The 24,834-nt window shown below is 32.6% G+C and carries 20 protein-coding genes and 1 pseudogene; 16 read left to right on the forward strand and 5 right to left on the reverse strand.

Translation table 11 applies throughout. The features are described from left to right. Positions 1 to 61: 61 nt before the first annotated feature. The 3 genes from N4A68_17895 to N4A68_17905 all read left to right on the forward strand — a co-directional run bounded on the left by N4A68_17895 (position 62) and on the right by N4A68_17905 (position 5,281). Complete coding sequence (locus N4A68_17895) at positions 62 to 1,774, forward strand: sigma 54-interacting transcriptional regulator (protein MCT4566169.1); 1,713 nt, start codon at positions 62 to 64, stop codon at positions 1,772 to 1,774. Positions 1,775 to 2,236: 462 nt separating this feature from the next. After that, positions 2,237 to 3,787, forward strand: a complete 1,551-nt coding sequence (locus N4A68_17900) for an acyl CoA:acetate/3-ketoacid CoA transferase (protein MCT4566170.1) — start codon at positions 2,237 to 2,239, stop codon at positions 3,785 to 3,787. A gap of 123 nt (positions 3,788 to 3,910) precedes the next feature. Beyond that, positions 3,911 to 5,281 (forward strand): GntP family permease, encoded by a 1,371-nt coding sequence (locus N4A68_17905; GenBank protein ID MCT4566171.1) that lies wholly within the window; start codon positions 3,911 to 3,913, stop codon positions 5,279 to 5,281. A gap of 2,325 nt (positions 5,282 to 7,606) precedes the next feature. Here the strand turns inward: N4A68_17905 and N4A68_17910 are convergent. Both N4A68_17910 and N4A68_17915 read right to left on the reverse strand, forming a co-directional pair. Then, positions 7,607 to 7,732 (reverse strand): hypothetical protein, encoded by a 126-nt coding sequence (locus N4A68_17910; protein MCT4566172.1) that lies wholly within the window; start codon positions 7,730 to 7,732, stop codon positions 7,607 to 7,609. A gap of 505 nt (positions 7,733 to 8,237) precedes the next feature. Then, positions 8,238 to 8,483 carry a hypothetical protein gene (locus N4A68_17915; protein MCT4566173.1) on the reverse strand — a complete coding sequence of 82 codons (246 nt, stop codon included), beginning with the start codon at positions 8,481 to 8,483 and terminating at the stop codon, positions 8,238 to 8,240. A 253-nt stretch (positions 8,484 to 8,736) separates the two neighbouring features. On the opposite strand from N4A68_17915, the gene N4A68_17920 reads away from it, so the two are divergent. After that, positions 8,737 to 9,549: a hypothetical protein gene (locus tag N4A68_17920; protein MCT4566174.1), complete on the forward strand. Its 813-nt coding sequence runs from the start codon at positions 8,737 to 8,739 to the stop codon at positions 9,547 to 9,549. A 192-nt stretch (positions 9,550 to 9,741) separates the two neighbouring features. Here N4A68_17920 and N4A68_17925 read toward each other — a convergent pair whose 3' ends face one another. Then, a complete protein-coding gene (locus N4A68_17925) occupies positions 9,742 to 9,969 on the reverse strand; it encodes a thioredoxin family protein (protein ID MCT4566175.1) in 228 nt (75 codons plus the stop codon). Between the two features lie 158 nt (positions 9,970 to 10,127). Between N4A68_17925 and N4A68_17930 the strand changes: the two genes are divergently transcribed. After that, entirely contained in the window at positions 10,128 to 11,123 is a 996-nt protein-coding gene (locus N4A68_17930; protein MCT4566176.1) for a CotS family spore coat protein, read from the forward strand. Between the two features lie 44 nt (positions 11,124 to 11,167). Here N4A68_17930 and N4A68_17935 read toward each other — a convergent pair whose 3' ends face one another. After that, positions 11,168 to 11,959 (reverse strand): glycosyltransferase family 2 protein, encoded by a 792-nt coding sequence (locus tag N4A68_17935; protein MCT4566177.1) that lies wholly within the window; start codon positions 11,957 to 11,959, stop codon positions 11,168 to 11,170. A 189-nt stretch (positions 11,960 to 12,148) separates the two neighbouring features. On the opposite strand from N4A68_17935, the gene yabG reads away from it, so the two are divergent. The 3 genes from yabG (at position 12,149) to N4A68_17950 (ending at position 15,217) form a co-directional block, all read left to right on the forward strand. Then, the gene (yabG, locus tag N4A68_17940) at positions 12,149 to 12,871 is read left to right on the forward strand and encodes a sporulation peptidase YabG (protein MCT4566178.1); all 723 of its coding nucleotides are present in this window, start codon (positions 12,149 to 12,151) and stop codon (positions 12,869 to 12,871) included. Between the two features lie 133 nt (positions 12,872 to 13,004). Continuing rightward, on the forward strand, positions 13,005 to 14,459 hold the full coding sequence (locus N4A68_17945; GenBank protein MCT4566179.1) for a recombinase family protein: 1,455 nt from the start codon (positions 13,005 to 13,007) through the stop codon (positions 14,457 to 14,459). An 83-nt stretch (positions 14,460 to 14,542) separates the two neighbouring features. Further along, positions 14,543 to 15,217, forward strand: a complete 675-nt coding sequence (locus tag N4A68_17950) for a YkgJ family cysteine cluster protein (protein ID MCT4566180.1) — start codon at positions 14,543 to 14,545, stop codon at positions 15,215 to 15,217. Between the two features lie 66 nt (positions 15,218 to 15,283). Here the strand turns inward: N4A68_17950 and speD are convergent, their stop codons facing one another. Continuing rightward, positions 15,284 to 16,096, reverse strand: a complete 813-nt coding sequence (gene speD / locus N4A68_17955; GenBank protein MCT4566181.1) for an adenosylmethionine decarboxylase — start codon at positions 16,094 to 16,096, stop codon at positions 15,284 to 15,286. A 361-nt stretch (positions 16,097 to 16,457) separates the two neighbouring features. On the opposite strand from speD, the pseudogene N4A68_17960 reads away from it, so the two are divergent. From N4A68_17960 to N4A68_17995, 8 genes and pseudogenes are all read left to right on the forward strand, one after another. Next, a pseudogene (locus N4A68_17960) lies at positions 16,458 to 16,637 on the forward strand (sporulation peptidase YabG). A 56-nt stretch (positions 16,638 to 16,693) separates the two neighbouring features. Continuing rightward, the gene (spoIID, locus tag N4A68_17965; protein ID MCT4566182.1) at positions 16,694 to 18,133 is read left to right on the forward strand and encodes a stage II sporulation protein D; all 1,440 of its coding nucleotides are present in this window, start codon (positions 16,694 to 16,696) and stop codon (positions 18,131 to 18,133) included. Between the two features lie 303 nt (positions 18,134 to 18,436). Continuing rightward, positions 18,437 to 18,703, forward strand: coding sequence for a Veg family protein (locus N4A68_17970; protein MCT4566183.1), 267 nt, complete (start codon positions 18,437 to 18,439; stop codon positions 18,701 to 18,703). A gap of 542 nt (positions 18,704 to 19,245) precedes the next feature. Next, positions 19,246 to 20,484 (forward strand): arginine deiminase, encoded by a 1,239-nt coding sequence (gene arcA, locus N4A68_17975; GenBank protein MCT4566184.1) that lies wholly within the window; start codon positions 19,246 to 19,248, stop codon positions 20,482 to 20,484. A 308-nt stretch (positions 20,485 to 20,792) separates the two neighbouring features. After that, on the forward strand, positions 20,793 to 22,367 hold the full coding sequence (locus N4A68_17980; GenBank protein ID MCT4566185.1) for a DUF3794 domain-containing protein: 1,575 nt from the start codon (positions 20,793 to 20,795) through the stop codon (positions 22,365 to 22,367). Between the two features lie 308 nt (positions 22,368 to 22,675). Then, positions 22,676 to 23,539, forward strand: coding sequence for a 4-(cytidine 5'-diphospho)-2-C-methyl-D-erythritol kinase (gene ispE, locus N4A68_17985; GenBank protein MCT4566186.1), 864 nt, complete (start codon positions 22,676 to 22,678; stop codon positions 23,537 to 23,539). 1 nt (position 23,540) lies between these two features. Next, complete coding sequence (locus N4A68_17990) at positions 23,541 to 24,224, forward strand: GntR family transcriptional regulator (GenBank protein MCT4566187.1); 684 nt, start codon at positions 23,541 to 23,543, stop codon at positions 24,222 to 24,224. Positions 24,225 to 24,622: 398 nt separating this feature from the next. After that, a complete protein-coding gene (locus N4A68_17995; protein MCT4566188.1) occupies positions 24,623 to 24,832 on the forward strand; it encodes a hypothetical protein in 210 nt (69 codons plus the stop codon). Positions 24,833 to 24,834: the final 2 nt, after the last annotated feature.

Genomic DNA, 24,834 nt, shown 5'->3' on the forward strand with positions numbered 1-24,834 from the left:
AAGTAAATTTTATGATACTATAATGATAAAATATATTGATATTTTTGGATGAGGTGTAAAAATGAAATATATCGATAGATATTTTAGAACCATAATAGAAAATATTAAGGATGCATTGATAGGTATAGATAAGAATGGTAACATCAATATGATTAACAGTACGGCTGAGGAGCTTTTGGGTCTGAGGTTTGAGGATGTTATAAGGGAAAGAATAAGTGAGGTTATTCCAAATAGTAGACTTCTTAGGGTGATTGAAACAAAAAAAGAAGAAATAAATCAAAAATTTACTAGTAACGGAAGACAATTTAGAGTCAGTAGACTTCCTATATTAGAGGATGGACAGATTCAAGGCGCCATATGCTTATTCCATGATGTAACAGATTACAATAAGATAAGTAAAAAGCTTGATGAAGATGAAGTGTACATAGATATATTAAATACTATTTTAGACACCTTTAATGAATGGTATATAGTTGTAGATAAAAATGGGCTAATTACCATGATGAGTAAAGCCTATAAGGAATTTGTAGGATGCCCCAATCCAGAAGGAAAGCATGTAACCGATGTCATTGAAAATACAAGAATGCACATAGTTATAAAAACCGGAATAATGGAAGTGGGAGAAATACAGGAAGTAAAGGGCAGTAGAATGATCGCCATGCGTATCCCACTTAAAAAGGATGGCAGGATAATTGGTGCGGTTGGAAAGACTATGTTTAAGGATGTCAGTGACTTGGTATCCCTAAGCAAGAAGATAAGTAAGCTGGAGAAGGAAATAGAATATTACAAGAATGAATTGGCTGATAAGAGGGTAGCTAAATATACCTTTGAGAATCTAGTTGGAGATAGCTCTAGCATGAATGATGTTAAGGCATTAGCAAAAAAGTCGGCAAAAACTAATTCAAATGTTTTGATACTAGGTGAAAGTGGTACTGGAAAGGAGCTTTTTGCCCACGCACTTCATAATGCCAGTGGTAGAAATCTAGGCCCCTTTGTAAAAATTAATTGTGCAGCAATACCGGCTGAACTATTGGAATCGGAATTGTTTGGATATGAAGAAGGAGCATTTACTGGAGCAAAAAAAGGTGGAAAAAAGGGTAAATTTGAGTTGGCAAATGGAGGTACCATATTACTTGATGAAATAGGGGACATGCCCCTTACCATGCAGGCAAAGCTCTTAAGAGTACTACAGGAAAAAGAAGTGGAAAGACTAGGGGGAAATATATTAAAAAATATTGATGTAAGGATAATTGCCTCAACAAATAAGGATTTAGAAAAACTTGTAAGAAAAAATGAATTCAGAGAGGATCTTTTTTATAGATTGAATGTAATGGTAATTAAATTGCCAGCCCTTAGAGAAAGAAAGGAAGATATAGAAGCCCTTGCCAATGATTTGAAAATGAAAATCGCCAATAGATTAGGTCTATATGTTGAGGGCATATCTCAAGATGCCATAGAATATCTGAAAAGCTATGATTGGCCTGGCAACATTAGAGAATTGGAAAATGTAATAGAAAGAGCTATTAACCTATTAGATACGGATTTAATTATAAAATCTAAACATTTACCCTCAAGAATTACCAGAAAAAAAAGCAAAACATATCTAATGGGAAATAGAAGTTTAAAGAACATTGTTGAAGAGGTAGAAAAAGAAGTTATTATTGGATGCTTAGAAAAAACCAATGGAAATAAGAATAAAGCTGCAAAGCTTCTGGGAATTAGTAGAGTTGGACTATATAAAAAAATAGATAGATATGCATTGGATGATTTTTAAAGTTTTGACTGTAATATTCATGCTATATTTCATAGGACTATACATGAAGTGTATAAAAAAAACATATGTAAACTTAGTATACACTTCAGGAAAATGTTTTTCCCACAATAATATGAGCTATTGATTTGTAAAGCAAGAAAAAACGTAAACTTTGTTTACAATTTTTTCTTGCTTTTAAGTTTGAAAAACTATGACTTATTTCTTTATCACATATCGGAATATAAATAAGAAATTCCAAAATTGTAATAAAACAAGAAATATTATAATCCCTTAAAATCATTGCTATATCATGGATATGCTTATAAGAAAAATACTATTATACCTGTATAATTGATACTACACAATAGATATTGTTAATAAAATGACATTGCGAGTGAAGGAATGGCACGCTATTTGCTAATATATAATATGTATACAAGCATATAGACAAAAAATTAACAATCATATAGAGGAGGGTGCAAAATGCGTGTCAGAGTATTAAATGCACAGGAAGCTGTAAAATTGATTCCAGATAATGCTACAGTAGCTACTGGAGGATTTGTTGGCATTGGCGTACCAGAAGAAGTAGAAATTGCTTTAGAAAAACAATTTCTTGAAACTGGAAGTCCTAAAGATCTTACTTTAGTATATGCAGCTGGACAAGGTGATAGTAAGGATAGGGGATTAAATCACCTAGGCCACGAGGGTTTAATAAATAAGGTAATCGGTGGACACTGGGGGCTTGTTCCTAAATTACAAAAGCTGGCTCTTGAAAATAAAGTTGAGGCTTACAATTTACCACAAGGGGTAATCTCCCATTTGTTTAGGGATATTGCTGCTGGAAAACCTGGTACTGTTACCCACGTCGGACTTAAAACATTTATAGATCCAAGATTAGAAGGTGGTAAAATAAATGATATTACAAAAGAAGAAATTGTAAAGCTTATAGAACTTGATGGCAAGGAATACTTATTCTATAAAGCATTCCCGGTAGATGTAGCTCTTTTAAGGGGTACATATGCCGATGAAAATGGAAATATTTCAATGGAAGAAGAAGCAGTTTCCTTAGAAGCTTTATCAATAGCTGCTGCTTGTAAAAACTCAGGTGGTAAAGTAATAGTACAGGTTAAAAAGATAGTAAAATCAGGGTCTTTAGATCCAAAACTTATAAAAATACCTGGTATATATGTAGACACAGTTGTTGTAGCTGAAGAAGAAAATCATATGCAAACCTATGGAACAGCATATGACTCTTCCTATTGTGGTAGAACTCATGTGCCAGTAAATTCAATAAAGTCATTACCATTAAATGAAAGAAAGATTATTGCAAGAAGAGCTGCTATGGAGCTTATTCCTAATGCAATAGTTAATCTTGGAATAGGTGTACCAGAGGTAATTGCCATGGTAGCAAATGAAGAAGGTGCCGGGGATCAAATGGTACTTACCGTTGAGTCTGGACCAGTTGGTGGGGTTCCAGGTGGAGGATTAGATTTTGGAGCTTCAACTAACCCACAGGCAATACTTGATCAACCATATCAATTTGATTTTTATGATGGTGGAGGGTTAGATTTAGCATTCTTAGGTTTAGCTCAATGCGATAAAAAAGGTAATATAAATGTTTCTAAATTCGGCCCTAAAATAGCTGGTTGTGGTGGATTTATCAATATTACTCAAAATGCTAAGAAAGTAGTATATTGTGGAACCTTTACAGCCGGAGGATTAAAGATTAAGGCGGAAGATGGAAAGCTTACCATAGAAAACGAAGGTAAAGTTAAAAAATTTGTAGAAGAAGTTGAACAAATAACATTTAGCGGTGACTATGCAATTGACAATAATACACCTATTTTATATATAACTGAGAGAGCAGTATTTGAGCTTGGTAAAGAAGGTTTAATTTTAACTGAAATTGCTCCTGGTATAGATCTTCAAAAAGATGTTCTAGATTTAATGAATTTTAAACCAATAGTTTCAGATAATCTACAGGAAATGGATTCAAAGATATTTAAGGATGAATTAATTGGATTAACTATATAGTATGCAATTAGAATTTCTCAATAAATGGGGTAAGGTTAAATATATTTAGATTTCTTAGGGCAGGTGACTTTTGCACCTGACCCTTAGTAATAATAAAATCACAAAAAAGAAGGGAGACAATTTATGTTAGGTGTTATTGGTATTATTATTTCCTTGGGCTTACTTATGTATCTAGCCTACAGAGGTATCACAGTTCTTATTTTAGCTCCATTACTAGCAATGTTAGCAGTACTATTCTCGGGGGATATTCCTCTACTAGCAAGTTACACTGAAGTATTTATGAAAAGCTTTGCAGGATATGCAAAAGCCTATTTCCCGCTATTCTTACTAGGTGCAATATTTGGTAAAGTTATGGATGCCTCAGGGGCAGCTAAATCTATAGCCCATTTTATAGCTCAAAAGCTTGGCAAAGATAAAGCAATATTAGCAGTTGTATTATCTTGTGCCATATTAACCTATGGTGGAGTTTCACTATTCGTTGTTGCTTTTGCAGTTTATCCAGTAGCAGCAGCATTATTTAGAGAAGGTGGAGTTCCAAAGAGATTTGTTCCTGCATCAATTGCTCTTGGATCTTTTACATTCACTATGACAGCATTACCGGGTACTCCTCAAATTCAAAATGCTATTCCTATGCCATTCTTTGGAACTACTGCTTGGGCAGCTCCATTCCTTGGACTTATAGGTGCAGCAGTTATGTTTGGTGGAGGTATGTTCTGGCTTACAACAAGATCAAAGAAGGCTATGGCGGCTGGAGAAGGATATGGTGATCACAAGGAAGATATCAAGGAATTTGATTTAGAAAAGCTTCCTAGCTTTGCCGCTGCATTGGCTCCAATAATTATAGTACTTGTACTTAACTATTTACTTGGTAGATTCTATTTTGCAAATATGGATGGTTCTTACCTAGAGCAATTCGGAACTACATTATCAAAGGTTAAAGGTATATGGAGTATAATTATTTCCCTTGTAGTATCTATACTAGCAGCATTAGTTTTATTCCGTAAAAATATCGGAAACATGAAGGAAACTGTAAACCAAGGTGCATATGGTTCATTATTAGCTATAATCAATACTGCATCTGAGGTTGGATATGGTAATGTTATTAAAGCTTTAGGAGCATTCGCATTAATTAAAGCAGCTATACTTGCAATACCAGGTAACCCCCTTATATCCCTTGCAGTATCAACAAGTTCCCTTGCAGGTATAACAGGTTCTGCTTCAGGTGGTATGAGTATTGCCCTAGGTGCATTAGGGGATATCTACCTTCAAAAAGCCCATGCACTTGGAATTAATCCAGAAGCTTTCCATAGAATAGCTGCAATGGCTTGTGGTGGTCTTGATACACTTCCTCATAATGGGGCAGTTATAACATTATTAGGTATCACAGGACTTACTCATAGGGAATCCTATGCAGATCTTGGAATGTGTACAGTTGTAATACCAATTATTGCTACTGCAGTGGCAATAATAGCAGCAACATTCGGTATAGTTTAATATTAGTATGAAGTAAAGAACATTAAGTAAAAATTTAGCTTTAAAACAACAACAATAAGAAAAAATGAAGTTCCCAAAAAAACAGTAAAAAGTATCAAAATAGACAAAAGACATATACGCCTTTAGACAAAGAACCTCCCGCTGCCATGGGAGGTTCTTTATTTCTATTATTCATGGGAATAATAGAAATAACCATAGGGTAAATGACCACGCAAAAAGACCTTGTAATTAATAAACCATAGCCAGGAGTATTAAATAAAGGTCTTCATACAGATTTATATTAAGAGGAGGAATATCATTTATTTTTGTTCTAGATAGTCATAGGAATTAGAGTCCGATTGATTTTCTGTCCTATCAAGTAAAAAATAAATTATAACCATTATAATAACTATCAAAACTTCCATGCCATCACCACCGAATAATTTTCCGATATCTATGTAACACCATTATAGCATGGAATCAATTAAAAATATGATATGTAATGGAATTGTAAAATAATTGTAACTTCTGTAAAGGACAAGCACAACGACACAAGGGCAACGACACAAGGGGACGGTTCTTCTGTGTCTTGCAAAGAATGACACAGAAGAACCGTCCCCTTGTGTCGTCATGTCTCTAGTTATAAAGTTTTTTGTTAGTATCACAAGTACATTTATTGTCATCACAAATATATTTATTATCTACACAAATAAGATCTCCGACCAATATAAGGAGCAATAAAAACAATATAAGCCGACTTTCCTGTATTACAAAAGCCATTAAGTTCACCCCCAACAAAAATAGAAAGATTATCATAATTCCATGATATGCTTCATATCACAAAATTGTGATAACTAATTTAGGGGATTTTTATGAAAGGCAAATAAAAAAACTGAGGATAGGACCTCAGCCTTTCATATTTTTAAATTAGCAGTTACGAGGATAGTCGATACAAATACAGTCACCTACTAAGATTATTAACAACAAGAATAGAACTAAGTTGTTAAGTCCACAAGAGTTATGTCCTCCACAACCGAAACCTGGCATATAATTTCCTCCTTTTAAATTAGTAAGCTATCCTAGCCTACTAGTATATTATTCTGGATGTTTGTAATCTGTGCCTTTAAAAATCAAAACTTTTGCCTATTAAGCCTATATTTTTTAGTAGAGCTTTAAATTTAGAAAACTATTTAAAGTATAAGTTTAGATTTATAAGTTATCTAAGCTTATATCAGACTTTTTTCTTTAAAATATAGTAAAATAAACTGAGGATAAAACCTCAGTTTATTTAAGCCTAAAATTTAGCAACCACGAGGATAATCGATGCAGAGGCAGTCACCTACTAAAATTATTAGCAAGAGGAATAAAACTAAATTATCAACGCCGCAATAAGACCTATTGCAATTAGACATACCATTTCCTCCTTTATTAAAATATTAAGCTATCCTAGCTCACTAGTATAATATTCCATAGACATGATAAATGTGTTTATTTAATGAAGATTATTTATAGAAAAATTTTGATTTTATTATATGGGCAAATTGCATAATTACTTTCTATAAAAACCATCTACTTCATGTAGTTTAAAAATCTTCAAAGCTATACCACCAAATATGCTTATATCTTAAGTAATTAAATTAAGGATGATATTCGCATATGCAACCTAGCCAAGTAAGAGTTATGCAATTTCCTCTATAAATAAAAATAAACTGAGGACCGAGCCCCCAGTTTATTTAATTCTAAATTTAGCAACCACGAGGATAATCGATGCAGAGGCAGTCACCTACTAAGATTATTAGCAAGAGGAATAGAACTAAGTTATTAACTCCACAATAATTATATCCGCCACAACGAGACATATAGTTCCCTCCTTGTTAATATATTAAGCTATCCTAGCTCATTAGTATAATATTCTACGGGTATGATAAATGTGTTTCTATTATATTTAAAATAGAAAAAAATTTTCTTTATGATTTAAGCAATATCTGTAAGAATAAATAGAATTAGCTGAGGCAAAACCTCAGCATTTGCCATTAAATATCTTAATAGAGCAAATTGCATAATTAACTTCTACAAAAACTATATACTATATATATTATGCAATTGTGCCAAGTAAGACTTATGCAATTTCTTCAATTAGTAATTACAGCAGAGACAGTCACCTACTAAAATTATTAATAATAAGAATAGAACTAAGTTGTTAAGTCCACAATATCCATCAGCCATATATATACCCTCCTTATTTCAATATCAAGCTATCTTAGCTCAATAATATAGTATTCTAAAGACTCATAAAATGTGATTGTATAAAATAAGCTGAGGAAAGGCCTCAGCTTATGATTTTAATTAGCAGCCATAGTTATCAACGCAGAGACAGTCTCCTACAAGGATTATAAGAAGCAAGAAAAGAACTAAATTATTACCGCCAAAAAAACCGCGGCCACCACCGAAACCACCGAATATACCAGCCATATTTTACCCTCCCTTTGAAAATCTAAGCTTCTCTAGCTCACTAGTATATTATTCTAAAGGAACATAAAGTGTGACTATATAAGGCATATTCAAAGAATAAACTAGTCATCCTACTCGCCCTTTTGATTCTTTTCGTCGTTACTGGGTCACTTACATACAGTGAGTATGTATATGATTCAGTACCTAGAAAATAATCAAAATTACTTCGTAATCTGACTAGTCTATTTTTTTCATATGCCTAAACAAATAAACTGAGGAATACCCCAGTTTATAGTTATGACTCTAGCATTTATTACAATTATCATCGTAGCAGAGACAATCCCCTATTAATATTATAAGTAATAAGAATAGTATTAAGTTATTTAATTTAGGATAACCATCACTCATATTAACACCTCCTGCCAATTTAAGCAGATTTTGTTTCCTCAATATATTCTATTCCCGTTCATAAAAATGTGTGAATATTTTTAATAACAAAATCTTAACTCGATCTCGGTTGCCCTTTTTACTTGTTTTTTTCTAGCATCTGGATAAGCTTATCAAGCTTTCTTTGTTGGCTTTCATTTAAAAAACCTCTTATTTTATTCATCGCAGCGATTTGTCTTCTGAATTCTGTATCGCTCATGTTTGATCTAATCTTTTTTACTTCATCCAGTAGTTCATCTCCAGTTCTACCTTTATAAGCTTCTTTCAATTGATCAACGGAATCTTTAATTTGGTTAAATTTTTCTTCGTTCATGTCTTTTCTCATATAAAAACCTCCAATTGAATAATATTTACATATAGATATAAATCTCGGATGAAGGAATTGCATAATATTAGTAAATATTTTGTAGAAGTTAATTATGCAATTTGCCCCCATGCTTAAAGGAGTATAGATTTTTTCAAAAAATATATTGGATTTTAAAGCCCTATGGCTATATATTAATCATAATATGCGTAACAAAAAGAAACGTTCACGCATATTATAAAATTATGATTATCCATGTTTTAGGAGGGATTATATGGGAGAGACAGTTAATCCACATAGAAATAGAGACAGAGGAAATGGTCAGCAGAATAAAAGTAAATTATTTGACCTTCTTGAGTTTGATCAAAATTTACTATTACCCATAGTAATAATGTTTTTGCTTGGACAAAACGATTCAAATATTCCCATATTAGACGATATAAAAAAAGTTGCAAAGAATATTATAGATATACCACTTAATATAGATGTGTCAACTAAGGATATAGAAAAAATGATAGAAGCAGTAAACTCAGTTAGTCCTTATATAAGCAAAGATAATGTTTTTGTATTAGATACATTCGCTGACTTTTTATCCGCTGTGCATAAAATTTCCACTGTAAAGGAGTTTAGAAGTGACATGACTAGAAGTTCCTCAGGAAATCCTAGGAAACCCTTAAAATTTAAGAACCAAAAGGAAAAAGCCTTACATATGTTGGGAGCCCTTGAACAATTTATGGATGAACCCACTAAGAAAAATATGAAGAATTTCAAAGATACTTTGGGGGTTTTAGAAAAATTTGAGCAAACCACCAGTGTCTTGAATGAGAAAAAGAAGGGTGGAGGGCCAATAGATATTAAGGATATTATGCAGTTTATAGGGCCTTTGCTAGGTGGTGGAGGTTCAGTTGATGCTCAGAAAATCGATAGTATGATTAGAATGGTTCAAATTATGTCTGCCTTAGATGAAAGCGATCTTAACACAGATGGACCAAGTGATCCTGTTAGTTTTAGAGAAGATGATGATAGTGATGGTGGATGTTTTGAATTTGTTATTGATAGATATGATGATGAGGACGATGAAGAATAACTAAGGTATATGAAAAAATAAACAGGCCAGGTTACTAAACTTTTTGTAAGATTTATCTTTTAAAATTGTATCAATAATAGGTGGGTATCAGAATGAAAAATTTCATTTTGATACCCACTGGGACGAATTAAAGGGATTGTCTTTTAAGACAGCCCCTTAAAAAATTATGGATAACAGTTAAAGTGGTATATTTTATGTAAGTAATTCATCAAGTCTATTCTTATCAAATCCAATGATTACTTCATCATCGACAAAGATAGCAGGAACCCCCATAATCTTCTTTTTAACCAATTCTTTTCTCGCTTGAGGGTCTGTCTGAACGTTCTTTTCCTCAAACTCAATATTATTTTGGGAAAGATACTCCTTCGCTGTATGGCAATGGGGGCATGTGTTACTAGTAAATATAACAACCTTTTTCATTTAATACACCTCCTAAGGGTATTATTACCCATAAATTTTCTTTGAAAACATGTTTCCCAATATTATATGAAGAGATTTGTAATTAATTCATAAAATCAAGCCCAGGCATAAATAGTATTATATTGTACTTTAACCTTTATATATGGTGGAGGTAAGTCATGAAGGATAGGATCAATGAGATAGTCAAGGAATTTGGTTTGAAATTAATGAAGAAGGTACCCCGTAAAGATTATTATATTGTATATACCGATGAAGGTACTTTTTATCTGAAAAAAGTCGATCTTAAGAAATCTCAAATACATTTTATACATAATGCAAAGGAATATTTAGTATATAGAGGTTTTAAGAATATAGATAGGTATGTGATGGCAAATAAAGTACCCTATGTAAAAAAGGATAAGGATTATTATATTATGACGAAGCTTATAGGTGGAAGAAAGTATGATATTAATAATACTGAGGAGTTGAAAAAAGCTTCAATGACCCTAGCCTCCCTACATAATGCATCAAGGGGTTATGTTCCTAGAAGGAGCAGTAAAATAATATCGAACATGGAAAAACTACAGAAAATTTATCTGGAAAAATGTGAAGATTACATATATATAAAGAGTCTTATAAAAATGAGGTCTGCTAAGGGCTTAGTAGATAATTTGTTTCTAGAAAATATAGATATGCTATATGATATGGCTTTAGAATCCGTAAAAATGCTTCAAAAAAATGGTTACTTTGAGCTTTGCCAAAGGGAGGCATTAGAAAGATATATTTGCCATAATAATTATAATCATAACAATATCATTATAGATAAAAATGAAGAATTTAATGTAATAAATTTTGATAGATGTAGATTTGAATTGAGGTGCTTTGATATAGCTAGATTTATGGTGGATGTAATGGACAGGACTAAATGGGAATTTGATACTGTATTAGCCATACTAAAGGCCTATGATAGTATAAGGAGCTTGGATAAAAGAGAATATAAGATAATGATCTCCTTCCTACAATTTCCCCAAGCTATTTGGGAAATAGCAACTAAATATTATTATGAAGAATACGATCTATCTAGGGATAGATATTATAAGGCATTAAAGGATAAAATAGAAAAACTGCCATATAAGCTTGGGGTTTTGAATAAATATAAAAATGAGTTTCTTTAAGGCATATGGAAAAATGAACAAATTAGGTTACCAAATATAGAGATTTACCCTAAACTATCTATAACCAGCTTTAATATATCAAAACGCCTATTTTTGTGATAGCCCAAAAAGGTTTTGCCATCAAAGCCTCTTTGATTGGTATTGCCCCTATATAAGGATGAAGCTTCTATGCAGTCGCCAATGATTGTTTTAGCTATTTGTAAAGCATGGAATTCATCCTTTATTGTTGATTGGAGCATATAATCAGGAATTTTAGTAGTAACCTTGATATTTAGATTGTTTTTAACTGCTAAAGCCAATACTGTGGGAGGAATTGCAAGGTTTTCAAATCCGATCCTATCAATAAGTTCTTTGGATATACCGTGGGGGCCGTGGCTTGGGGTAGCATAACGGATTTTATCATAGACTCCCAGTTCAAGATTCAATTGACGTCTAAAGGATAATTGTACTTTGGCCATATGACTGTTGCCATTTGTTTGATGGTAGCAATCCGTTAGGGCTAAATCAATATTATTGTAGGACAAATCATTAATTATTTCGTCTATATTAGAGGCTATATTTCCCATCATATCCCCATCTACAAAAATGAAGCCAGTCGCCCCTAGATTATAGGCAAAATAAGCCCCTATAGCCCTTGGAATATCTAATCCAAGGGCCTTGTTAAAGCAATATACAAGTATTCTATCATTATCTATATTAGAAACCTTTTCAAGGGTGTTATCCATGGAGCCATTAATCAAAACTAAAATTCTATCTGTTTTAGTTTTGAGAAGCATGTCTAGGGTTTTATCAATTCTTTTTCCTTCATCCCTGGCAGGGACAATCGTATAGATCATTTTATCACCACCGTTAGTTCAACTTAGCACTCTATATTATATTCTACGCAGTATACATTTTTAAGTGACTATGCACCGAAACCTTTGAAAATTCATACTATATAATACGGTAGTTTATAATTATATCTGGGTTATTCGTTACAAAGATTTGGATCTCCTATGAATAATCATGGATACAGGAGGATTTTAATGACTAGGCTAAGTGTAGGCGATATAGTAGCGAGAAAATCATATGACTATGATATTTTGTTCAAGGTTACAGATATAGTCGTTGATTCAAATAATAAGAGGACTTTTATCCTTAAGGGAACCAATCTTAGAATTATTGCAGATTCCCCAGAGGGTGATTTGATAAAGGTTCCATTTAATAAAGTAGATCAGTTTAATAAAACATACAAAAAAAGGATTAATCAGATAGTGAAAAACATCTTAGTAGAAAGAAAGGAAAATTACTATAGAAGCTTAACGAGAAATATTACTGAACACTCAAGGGAAAGTAACCATTTTGGCAGACCCGGTAAGGTTTTACATTTAGATGGTGATGGAGAGTATATAGATGTGTGTTTGAAGGTATATGATCAACTGGATATAGAGGCAATGGGAAAAATCATACCTGAAACTGAACAGCCCAAGGTAGTAAGTAAGATGCTTAAGGAATTTAATCCTGATATATTAATTTTGACAGGTCATGACAGCATACTAAAAGGAGAAGATGATTTTACTGACATAGAGAATTATAGGCATTCAAAATATTTTGTAGAAAGCGTTAAGGAAGCTAGGAAATATGAATCAAGCATGGATGAACTCGTGATTTTCGCAGGAGCCTGCCAATCTTTATTTGAAGCAATAATTGAAGCAGGAGCAAACTTTGCCAGCTCACCCCATAGAACACTAATCCAGTGTAGAGTGTAGAAAGGAGGTATTTCCTTGGAAACAACCAATAAAAAAGTTGAATTTTATTATTATGATGAGGATAGGAGCTTTGAGGAAGCTTTGCTGGAATTGGTCATTATCAAGATAATTAGTGAAATGAGGTGATATTGTTTTGAGATGTGCTGTATATGTAAGGGTTTCCACGGAAATGTGGACTCAAAAGAGTAGTATAGCACATCAGAAGAATTTTTTTGAAAGATACATAGGAGAAAGGGGCTGGGAGCTTTACAGGATTTATGAGGATATTGAAAGTGGCATGTGGGTAGAAAAAAGAGATGGACTGCGGAAATTGATAGAGGATAGTGAAAAAGGACTTTTTAATATATTACTTACTAAAAGCATATCTAGATTCGCTAGAAATACTTTAGAGGGACTAAAATATATAAGAGAATTAAAGGAAAGAAATATAAGATTCATTACCATAGAGGATGCCTTTGATTCCTTTGAATACGATGAATTTATGTTCACCCTACTACTATCCATGGCTCAAAAAGAATCGGAAAAGATCAGTGAGCGTATAAGGTTTGGCAAAAAACAACGTGCCAGTAAAGGATTTTATAATGGAAGCAATGCTCCCTATGGTTACAAAAAAGAGGGGAAGGATACATTGGTGTCAGCAGAGGACATAACGACAGAGGTAGTAAAAAAGATATTTAGTATGTATATTCATGGATCGGGACTATATAAAATAGCTAAGTATCTGAACCATCAAGCATATCCAACCCCTAGTATGTCAGCGGGTAAAGCTAATAGTAACAATGTATGGCATCAAAGCACCATAAAAAACATACTTACAAATGAAATTTATATAGGTAATATGGTACAAAATAAGAGTAAGACAAAGGATCTACTGGGGGGAATAAGGGAAGAAAATCTAGAAGATGAATATATAAGAGTTGATAATACCCACCAGGCTATAATAGATAAAAATACCTTTCATTTAGTCCAAAGGACCTTAAAGGAAAAAGCCCAAAAAAGAACACCATGTACGAAGCACCTATTCACCAATGTATTATATTGTGGAGAATGTGGTAGTAAGCTTCACTATAAAAAAAATAGAAACTCATATATATGTGGCAGATTAAATAAAATGGGTAAAAGCTACTGCAAAGGCTGCCATGTTAATGAAGGAGAAGTAAAAGAAGCAATTGAAAAACATTTGATGGAGCTTATTTATAGGGATATAGATTTAGTTAGATTTAACAAAGATATTAAGAAGGAAATAGAAAAAAACCAAAACAGCGATGATATAAGGCTTATTGAGAAAGCCATAAAAAATTTATTTAAAAGGAAAATCAGGCTTTTAGATATATGCCTAGAGGGATTGATATCAAAGGAAGAATATAACATAAAAAAAACATCGTTGAATAGCCAGCTAGAGCTTTTACAAAACAAGAAAAAAAGGGTAGAATTAGAACTGTTGGGCAGTGGACAAAGGAACATAAACAGCTATAATCAATTGTACCAATATATAGAATTAGATAATATAGTCATAAGCAAGCTTATCAAAAAAATAATTGTTTATAATGATAATAGAATCCAAGTGTTTTATAATTTTTTTGGATAAAAGGGTTATAGGTTGAAGACTATTAAGGATTTGACCTAAATCCTAGAACCTGTAACTTAGAACTATAAAAAACGGAGGTCAATATGAGGCTATACAGAAGAAAAATATTAAGTTCAGTGAGATTTGCCAAGGCAAACAATTTATTTGAAAATTTAAATTCTGTTTATGAAACAATTTCATCGGGGAAATGTGAACATTGTAATAGTTGTTGCATGGAGGATGTAAATGCTAATTATATAGAGTTTTTAAATATATATGATTATTTGAAAAAAAATAACCTGTATAAGGCATATAAAGGGGATATTCTGAAATATTACTTTACCAGGCTCTACAGAAATAGCCCCTGTCCATTTTTACAAAAGGGAAAATGTGGAATATACCCAGTTAGACCGCTGCCATGCAGGATATTCGGGCATCTATCAAAATCAGACTATGAAAAAAACTATGAAGCTGTACTTGAGCAAAATAAAGATGCCAGGGAATATTTTAAAAAAAGGTATTCCGTAGGATTACCAGAGGAAGTAGTAAACTATAAAATACCCTATTGCAATGAATTTATAAAGAAGAAGGATATGAGCCTGGAGGAAGGTAGGGATTTATTTAATAGGGTCTTTGTATTAGACACAGCCTTTTTAAATGAAAAGCTATTGAATCCAACATTTTTAAATACATCATTAGCAGGATGGTTTGCTTATCTAGAGTTTGGGAAATTAAGATCGGGTAAATTAAGGATACAGCTTGCCAAGGGAACAATATAAATTTCAAAATAAAGGGGAGCTACCCCAATGGATTTTCATTTGAGACACTCCCCTTAGTCATATTCATTACTCAATAGTCATTCCATAGAATATTTCTGTCATTTCTTTGTTTAACCTTTCCCAAATACTTTCTTTTTGTTCATGGGACAGGTTCTCTTCATCTAGTTCAAAGAGATAATTATCAAGAATAATTTCCTTTAATTTCATTTTTGTATGGAAAATATTGGATTGATATATATTCATATCTATTAAATTATACTTATCTACTGTTTCCTTGGAAATAAAGTTTTGTATTGAATTAATCTTATGATCTATAAAATGTTTTTCCCCCTCAACATCCCTAGTAAAGCCCCTGACCCTATAATCTATTGTGATTATATCTGAATCGAAGCTGCCTATGAGATAGTTTAAGGCGTTTAAAGGAGAGATAGTTCCACAGGTAGAGACATCTATGTCGACCCTGAAGGTACTTATTTCATTTTGAGGATGACTTTCAGGATACGTATGGACTGTAACATGGCTTTTATCTAAATGGCCTACAATATTTTGCCGAGTTGGAGTTATGATTCCCCTATTACAAGATGGGTCAAGCACGTATAATGGTACTTCCTCTTCGGAAATCAATAAAGTTACACTTGCACCCTGGGGATCATAATCCTGCTTTGCTACATTTAAAACACTTGCTCCGATTGTTTCCGTAACTTGTGTTAGAATATTTGTTAATCTTTCAGAATTATATTGTTCATCGATATATTCTATATATCTCTTTCTGTCTTCTTCGGTTTTTGTGTAACAAATATCATAGATATTAAAGCTCAAGGTTTTAGTTAGGTTATTAAAACCATACAGCTTTAACTTGTTATTAATTATTTTTGCCAATTACCATTCCCCTTTTCCAATTAGTATTTCAAGAAGATTATATACCGTTCATAGCTAATGTCAAGTTATAAAATTTTCTAATGTCGAAGAATGTAGAAAGAATATAATGCTGAAATTATAAAAAAATAACAGGCTACATGGAAGACGTTTATAAATACAAAAGATTTATTGAGATTTCTATAGTATCTATGCTTACCAATCCCTAGGAAAATATGTTTACTTAAATCCGATTTTTTAAATAAAAATTTAATTTTTGAATTGCTTTAAACTCAAAAGAATGACCAAAGCCTTAGAACTTATCACTTAAAACTTATATCTGCAAATGCGTCCTTAGACGTATTTATCCTACACTCACCACTCCATACTAATCCACTGCTTAGACCCTGTTTTTATAAGCCAAAAAATTGCTTATACAAGTGTTGACAGATTTGTATCCATAGAAGAAATACTGGAAAACACCATAACAGGAGTCAAAGGAATAGGAGGATTTCAAACCAGGGGTAAATATAGAAAAGGATTGCCAAAATCTCCCTATCAATAAATGGGGATATAGTATTACTAAGGAATGGAGGTAAAAACTTGAAGGAGGTTTAAACTTTGAACAACGGTGAAAATTTTATATCGATAAAGGTATACGATGAAAAAGCTGATGCTTTAATAAATAGATCAATGGATGAGCTAATACCTGAATTGGTGGCAGCTCAGATTAATATAGATTTTGAATTCGAGGCTATTAAGTCTCAAACTATAATAGTGAGAACAGCCCTTATTAGAAAATCAAAGGTTTTTGGAGGCAAGGGCTGTAGTAAACACAAGGAAGCCGACTTTTGCCTAGATGGCCATTGCGGTGGTTGGATATCTAAGAAAGACCTAAGGAAAAAATGGGGAGAAAATTTCCAAGGAAATTGGGAAAAACTTTTAAAAGCAAGGGAAGAAACAAAGCATTTAATAATGACCTTTAAAAACAAAGTAATAGACCCTAAATTTCATGCTGTATGTGGTGGCTCAACAGAAAATTCAGAGGATGTAGATGATTGCAATATTGTTTATTTAAGAAAGGTGCTATGTGATTACTGCAAGAATTCACCCTGTTGGAGCAACTTTAAAGAATTGACCACCGATGAAATAGAAGAAAAATTCGATGTAAAATTTAACAGATCATCGCCCTTGGAAGGCTCCAATATTCAAGGAATCATCGAGGGTATTGAAAGGGATGATGATGGTAGAGTCAAGAAAATAAAGGTAGGAGACAAAGTATTAAAGGGAACGGAGTTCTGTGAGTGGTTAGGTCTTGATTCCACAAGATTTGGCTGGAAGCCTACGGTTATAAGGTTTGAAACTAGGGGAAAAGGCCATGGACTTGGACTATGTCAGTATGGAGCTAATGAAATGGCAAAACAAGGTAAAAAAGTAGAGGAAATCTTGAAATATTATTATACTGGAATAAATATAAAGACCTATGAAAAACCCGATAAGGATAGACCGATAAACAATAAAGTTATCGTAATCGATGCAGGACATGGTGGAAAAGAGAATGTTGGAGTAATTGGTCAGCAGAATCTAATGGAAAAGGACATAACTCTTTCCATAGCAGGGGAGCTAAAGAAGGAATTAGAGGATTTAGGAGCTAAGGTTGTATTGACTAGGGAAGAGGATGTATATGTATCCTTGAGTCGTAGAGCCAAAATAGCAAATGAAATCAGACCGAATTTTTTCATTAGCATTCATATGAATTCCTTCACAAATTCCACTATCTCCGGTATAGAGATATATCACTATAGGGGAGATAAAGAAGGAGAGGTCATGTCGAACTTTATAATAAACAAAATGTCCCAAGAGCTTGGAGGGGTTAATAGGGGAGTCAAAATATCTGATTTTTACTTATTAAAAACAGTAACAACAAGTGCAATACACATAGAAGTAGAGTATTTAACTAACCTAGAGGAAGAGAAAAAGTTTTTTAATAATGATTATATAAAAAGGATTGCTACAGCTATAGCAGATGGAATAACCGAGTACTATAGATACCAAGTATGATAATAAAAATTCAAAGTTCTTAGGGCATTCTTTTAGATCTATATATATTAATATTGAATGTCCATTAGAGAAATGACTCCAATCTTAGAACTTATAACTTAGAATTAAAAAATTGATTAAAATCGATTTTTAAAACATGGATATCTTTACTAATTTAAAGATACTCATGTTTTTTTGTATTTATGCTAATAATATATTGACAAGTAAAAATAAAAGCGGTATAATATTGTGCTAAAAATTTGACATGTGCTTGATAATATGTTAATATTATACTGTATACAGTGAAAGGAAGGAGATGTTTTTTTGGCCACTAAGGAAACCTTAGCTAAACTAAAGAAAAACGTTGAAAATTATATAGGTCAAAAAGTCATACTTAAAACAAATAAAGGTCGAAAAAGAGTGTTCGTAAAAGAAGGGGTCTTAGAAGAGGTATATGCCAATATTTTCGTAGTTAGAATTGATAGAGGACTTAATTCAGAAAGAAAAGTATCCTATAGCTATTCCGATATATTGACAGAAACCGTTGAGATAACACTTTGTAGTAATGATTCGAAAATTCAAGCTTCATAAAAAGAAATGTCTGTGATTTTACAGGCATTTTATTTTTTTTGAGAAAGTTTAGGATAGAGGAAATTGCATAACTTTGACTTGCCTAAACCTAATATGAGAGTATCATCCTTAATTTAATTACTTAATATATAAGCATATTTGATGGTATAGCTTTGTGGCTTTTAAAACTATATATAGTAGATGATTTCTGTAGAAAGTAATTATGCAATTTGCTCGATATATAAAAGTCATAAATAAAAAATTTCCAAAAAATTTATTATTCGAGGGAATAAATTTTTATGCAGAAAACGTCGAAAAATCTGACTATTCAATAAATGGCTTTCCCTACAAAGAACAATAAAAGGAGAGAAAAACAATTCCATAAATTAGAAAAATATACATTGGATGAATATTCAACTTTCTACTAAAATATTGAAAAAAGCTAAAAGCTTTGAAAAATAGCAGGCTTGAAAAGGTGAAATATAGTATGTATACTTAAAAGAAGAAAAATACCAATGCATAAAAAGTAAAAAAATACCATGAATTCTGCTAGGGGGGCGAATATGACCGAAACAAGAGCTTTGCTAAATGTTAGGTCTGAAATTGGCAAATTGAAGAAAGTACTCCTTCATAGACCGGGAAAGGAGATAGAAAACCTAACACCGGATCTAATGGATAGGCTTTTATTCGATGATATACCTTACTTGGAGGTTGCTAGAAAAGAGCATGATGTCTTTGCGGATATATTTAGGAGTAATGGAGTAGAAGTAGTTTATCTTGAGGATTTAGCCGCAGAATCACTTAATGACGATGACATTAAGAACAGCTTTATTGATGAATTTATTGAAGAAGCAAATATAGGAGCAATAAGAAAGAGAGAGCTGGTAAAACAATATCTTTTAAGCTTTTCCAATAATAAAGATATGGTAGAAAAAATGATGGGCGGAATTAGAAAGGAAGAGATAGATTCAAAGACAAAATCCTCCTTATCTGATATCATAGGATCAAATTATCCCTTTATAATAGATCCAATGCCAAATCTTTATTTCACAAGGGACCCCTTTGCCACCATAGGTAGTGGAATTTCTTTAAATCATATGAAAACTATCACTAGAAATAGGGAAACATTGTTTGCTAAATATATATTTAATTATCATGACGACTTTAAAAATGCTACCATTCCCCTTTGGTATAACAGGGAAGAACATACCTCCATGGAAGGGGGAGATCAGCTTATACTTAGTGATGGGGTTATTGCCGTTGGGGTATCTGAAAGAACGGAGGCGGCATCTGTGGAAAAATTGGCTAGAAGGATATTTGAGAAGGATGAAAGCTTTGAGGTGGTTCTAGCCTTTGATATACCTAAAAAGAGAGCATTTATGCATCTGGATACAGTATTTACCATGGTGGATTATGATAAATTCACTATTCATCCTGGCATAGAAGCTCCCCTTACAGTTTATTCATTGAGGAGAGGAAAAAATCCTAAGAACTTGATAATAGAGGAGGAAACCATGGAGCTAAGGGATATTCTTAAGAAATATCTTGAGCTTGATGATGTAAAGCTGATTCGCTGTGGAAATGGCAATAGAATAGACGCAGCTAGGGAACAGTGGAATGACGGATCAAATACCCTCGCAATTTCACCTGGAGAGGTGATAGTGTATTCTAGAAATCATGTTACAAATAGACTTTTAGAGGAGCAGGGCGTAAAATTGCACATTATGCCATCCTCGGAACTATCACGAGGTCGTGGAGGCCCAAGGTGCATGAGCATGCCCCTTTTTAGAGAAAACCTGTAAATATATATTAAAAGAAGTAGATAATTAGATTTATCTACTTCTTTTTTTTCTTTAATTAGCATATATATGATATACATGACCAAGTTCTACTTATCTTTAATAAATAACTGCAAGCAAAAACCTTAAAACTTTGAAATTAGGGACATTCAAAAATGAATAAGCCATCTTACTCGTCCCTTGAATTATTCCGTAACTTGACGTGGTTATTTTTCTCATATGTCTTAAGAACTTTTTTGTCATATTTTTGTGTCCATAAAATATTAATATAGTAGGAATTCTATAGTAAATTGTAAGGGGGATGGGATTAAATGTCCGTAGGGTTAATTAAGGAAATGCTTAAATTAGATAGAATGGTTGGTTCTGAAAATGTTCAAGCACTTGTGGAAAGTGATATAGTTGTTCCTGATTCTAAGCCAGATATCCATAATATTTTATCAGCAGAGGGTAACGTAAATATAAGCGATAGGGAAATAATGCAGGGCAAAATCGTAGTTCAAGGTACAGTGAGTTATAAAATACTATATACTTCAGATGATCAAGATAAGCTTCTATACAGTATGAAGGCATCCAATGGATTTACTCAAAATATTGAAATGGACAATATAGATGGGATGATGGAGCCTGAGGTTAATTACAATATAGAACATATGGATTTCGGTATAATGAATGAAAGGAAGATATCAGCACAAACGGTTTTAAATTTAACTGGTAAGGTATTTAAAACTGAAGAAGTTGACATTGTAAAGGAAGTTGAGGGTGTAGAAGATATTCAAGCATTAAAGGATACCGTGACATATGATAATTCAATTGGAAACAATTCATCCCAAACTGTTTTAAGGGAGAACTTTGAATTGGGAGAAGACGATGCAGAGATTACAGAGGTACTACAGGTAAATGGCAATGCTGTAATTAATGAGAAAAAGGTAACGGATAATAAGGTAATAATAGGTGGAAATGTTAATGTAAATATGCTTTATGCTACGGATGAACCAAGGAACCCAGTACATGAGCTAAAGCATGAGATACCATTTACCCATTTTGTTGAGGTTCCAAAGGCTGAAAATGATATGGATTGTAGGGTGGATGTAAATATAGATGAAGTTTATACAGATGTAAAGAAAAATATAAATGAAGAAAACAAGGTTTATGATGTGGAGGTTGTTTTAAAGGCAAATGTTAAGGTTTACAAAAAGGTTGAAAAGGAAGTCTTACTGGATGCTTATTCTCCAACAAGAAAGTTGAATATACAAACAAATGACTTCAAGTTTATGAAAAATATTGGAAGTAATTCTTCCCATGCTGTTATAAAGGAGACCATAGACACACCAAATGACTATCCAAGTATATTTAAAGTATTTACAGTAAAGGCAAGACCAGTAGTAACGGATTATAGGATGATAGAAAATAAAAATATCATAGAGGGATTTATAGATACAAATGTTTTATATATGGCTGATACGGAGGAAATGCAGGTACAATCATTTAATCAAGAGGTTCCATTTAGACACTATGTAGAGGTCGAGGGTATGAATGAAGATATGGAAGCCGATGTGAAGCTAGATATACAAGACGTTGATTTTACTGCCATAAACTCAAAACAAATTGAAGCCAAATTTAGCTTGAATGCCCATAGCGAAGTAAATAAAGAATATGAAATGAATGTATTGATTAATATTGAAGATTTAGGAGAAGTAGATGATGATGACAACAAAGCCAGTATAACAATTTATTTTGTTCAAGAAGGGGATAATCTATGGGATATAGCTAAAAGATACAATACAACTGTAAATGAAATTTTACAGACCAATGAGATCACAGATTCCGAGGAAGTTAAGGCAGGAAATAAAATAATAATTCAGAAAAACTATGAATATAAGTTTTAGATTAGGAAATTTTATAGCTCTTACTTGGATAAGTTGCATAATACATCTGGTATGGCCTCGGAGATTTTAAAGTCATATATAGTAGATGACTTTCATAGAACATAATTATTCAATTTCCTCAGATAATAAAAAATGAAAGTTTTTGGTTAAAATATATCATAAAAAACATAAATTATAAAAAATCCGTAGTCGACTACGGATTTTTTGTTTATAATAGTAAGTGTGCAAGAAAAATTGTATTCAGTATATTGTATTTCTAAATACACAAGCCTTTATAACTGGTCTTCATTGGAAAAGAGGTGCATGGTATGTATGACATTAATTTAAAGGCACCGGCAAAGATAAATTTGTCACTAGATGTATTAAATAAAAGAGAAGATGGCTATCATAATGTTAAAATGGTGATGCAGCAAATAACTTTGTATGATGAAATATTTATGAGAAAAATTGAAAAAGGCATTACATTAACCACCGATTGTGGTTTTTTACCTACTGATATATCGAATATTGCTTATAAAGCAGCCGATTCCATGTTCGAAAAATACAATATAAATAGTGGAATCCATATAGATATTAAAAAGAATATTCCTATCGCAGCAGGTTTAGCCGGAGGAAGTAGTGATGCAGCTAGTGTTATAAAGGGAATAAATAGTTTGTTTGATCTAAACCTTTCTATAGAAGAAATGATGGAGATAGGAACTCCAATTGGTGCAGATGTTCCATTTTGCATATTAGGTGATGGAGCCCTTGCGGAAGGTATAGGAGAAAAGCTTAGTCCTATTAAAGGGCTAAGAAGCGGTTGGATAGTTTTATCAAAACCCAATATATGTGTATCTACTGCAGAAGCATATTCAAATTTAAATTTAGATCATATCGAAGATAGGCCGAATACAGATCTGCTATTAAAGTCCCTTGAAATAGATAATTTGTACAATATAGCTAATAATCTAAACAATGTTTTTGAAGTAGGGATATTTAAAAAGCATCCTATAGTAAAAATAATCAAAGAAAAAATGCTTGAATATGGGGCACTAGGTAGTTTGATGAGTGGCAGTGGACCAAGTGTATATGGAATTTTTAAAGATTATAATAAGGCAAAATCAGCATATGAAAAATTGAGACTTTTATATAATCAAACTTTTTTAGTTAGGTCTTATAACGGGAGGCAGTAAAATGACGGAATCAAAATCTAATAAATTAGAGATTAGTAATTATAAACCCTTAAGAGAAATTGTATTTGAATACCTAAGGAATTCTATTTTAAGTGGAGAATTAGAACCTGGAGAAAGACTTATGGAATTACAGCTTGCACAGCAACTTGGGGTTAGTCGAACACCTATTAGGGAAGCCATAAGAAAGCTTGAGTTAGAGGGCTTTGTGGAAATGCTCCCTAGAAAGGGTGCCTATGTAGCCGATGTATCAATTAAGGATATCTTAGATGTATTGGAGGTTAGGATGTTTCTTGAGGGATTAGCTACAAACTTAGCTGCTGAGAGAATGACTGACGAAGAAATAGAAGAGTTAAAGGTTATATTACAAAAGTTTGAAGATGAAATAGAAACTATGGAAAAACAGGAAATGATTAAACTGGATAATAAATTCCATGATACCATAATTAAAGGGTCTAGGAATAATAAACTTATGCAGATAGTTCAGGGATTACAAGAGCAATTTCAAAGGTTTAGAGTGATTTATTTTAATGAATACAGCGAACATCAAGATTTGATTAAATATCATAGGGCCATAGTTAAAGCGATTGCCGACAGGGATTCAAAAAAAGCCCAGGAGTATGCTCAAACCCACGTTGAGATGATAGAGGAATCAATAATAAAGTGGAAAAAGAAAAATGAAAAGTGATATATAAGATAACAAAAAAATAATCCAAAGGACAGTATGCTTTTGGGTTATAAGTTTAAAGTTTTTATAATTAGGGGGAAAGGCTTAGGCCTTTCTCAGGCTGCTTAACAAACCCGAATTTCTTCGTTGTTGCTTCAAGCAAGAACCCTTACGTATGTCTATATACGCTTCGGTCTCTCGCTTTCAGCACGCCTCGAACTTCAGTTTGTTAAGCAGCCTGCCATCTGGTTGACTTTGTCAACAATCTGGGAAAGGCTTAGGCCTTTCTTTATTTTTTTGTTTAAAAGAATGATCTTGAGTCCTAGAACTTTTCACTTAGAACTTAGAATATCCATGTATATCCTAATACAATTTTGCAAACTCTAAGTAAAGGAAATTTTCGTAAAGGAAGTGACTTAATGTCAATAGAACCTGAAAAAATTAAAAGCTTGGCTACTATGTATCTTCTATTGATGATAATAGGAGTTTCAATTTTTTCTATTTTTATAGATTCTAAGGCCCTAAGGAAGAAGAAGTTAAAAAAAGAAGCAAAAGCCTGTAGGTTTATTGGATACGTATATTTGATTGGGGGAGTCACTTTTTTTGTGGTAATGAAATATGTTCTTTAAAA

Source organism: Maledivibacter sp. (genome assembly GCA_025210375.1).
Taxonomy (GTDB): Bacteria; Bacillota; Clostridia; order Peptostreptococcales; family Caminicellaceae; genus JAOASB01.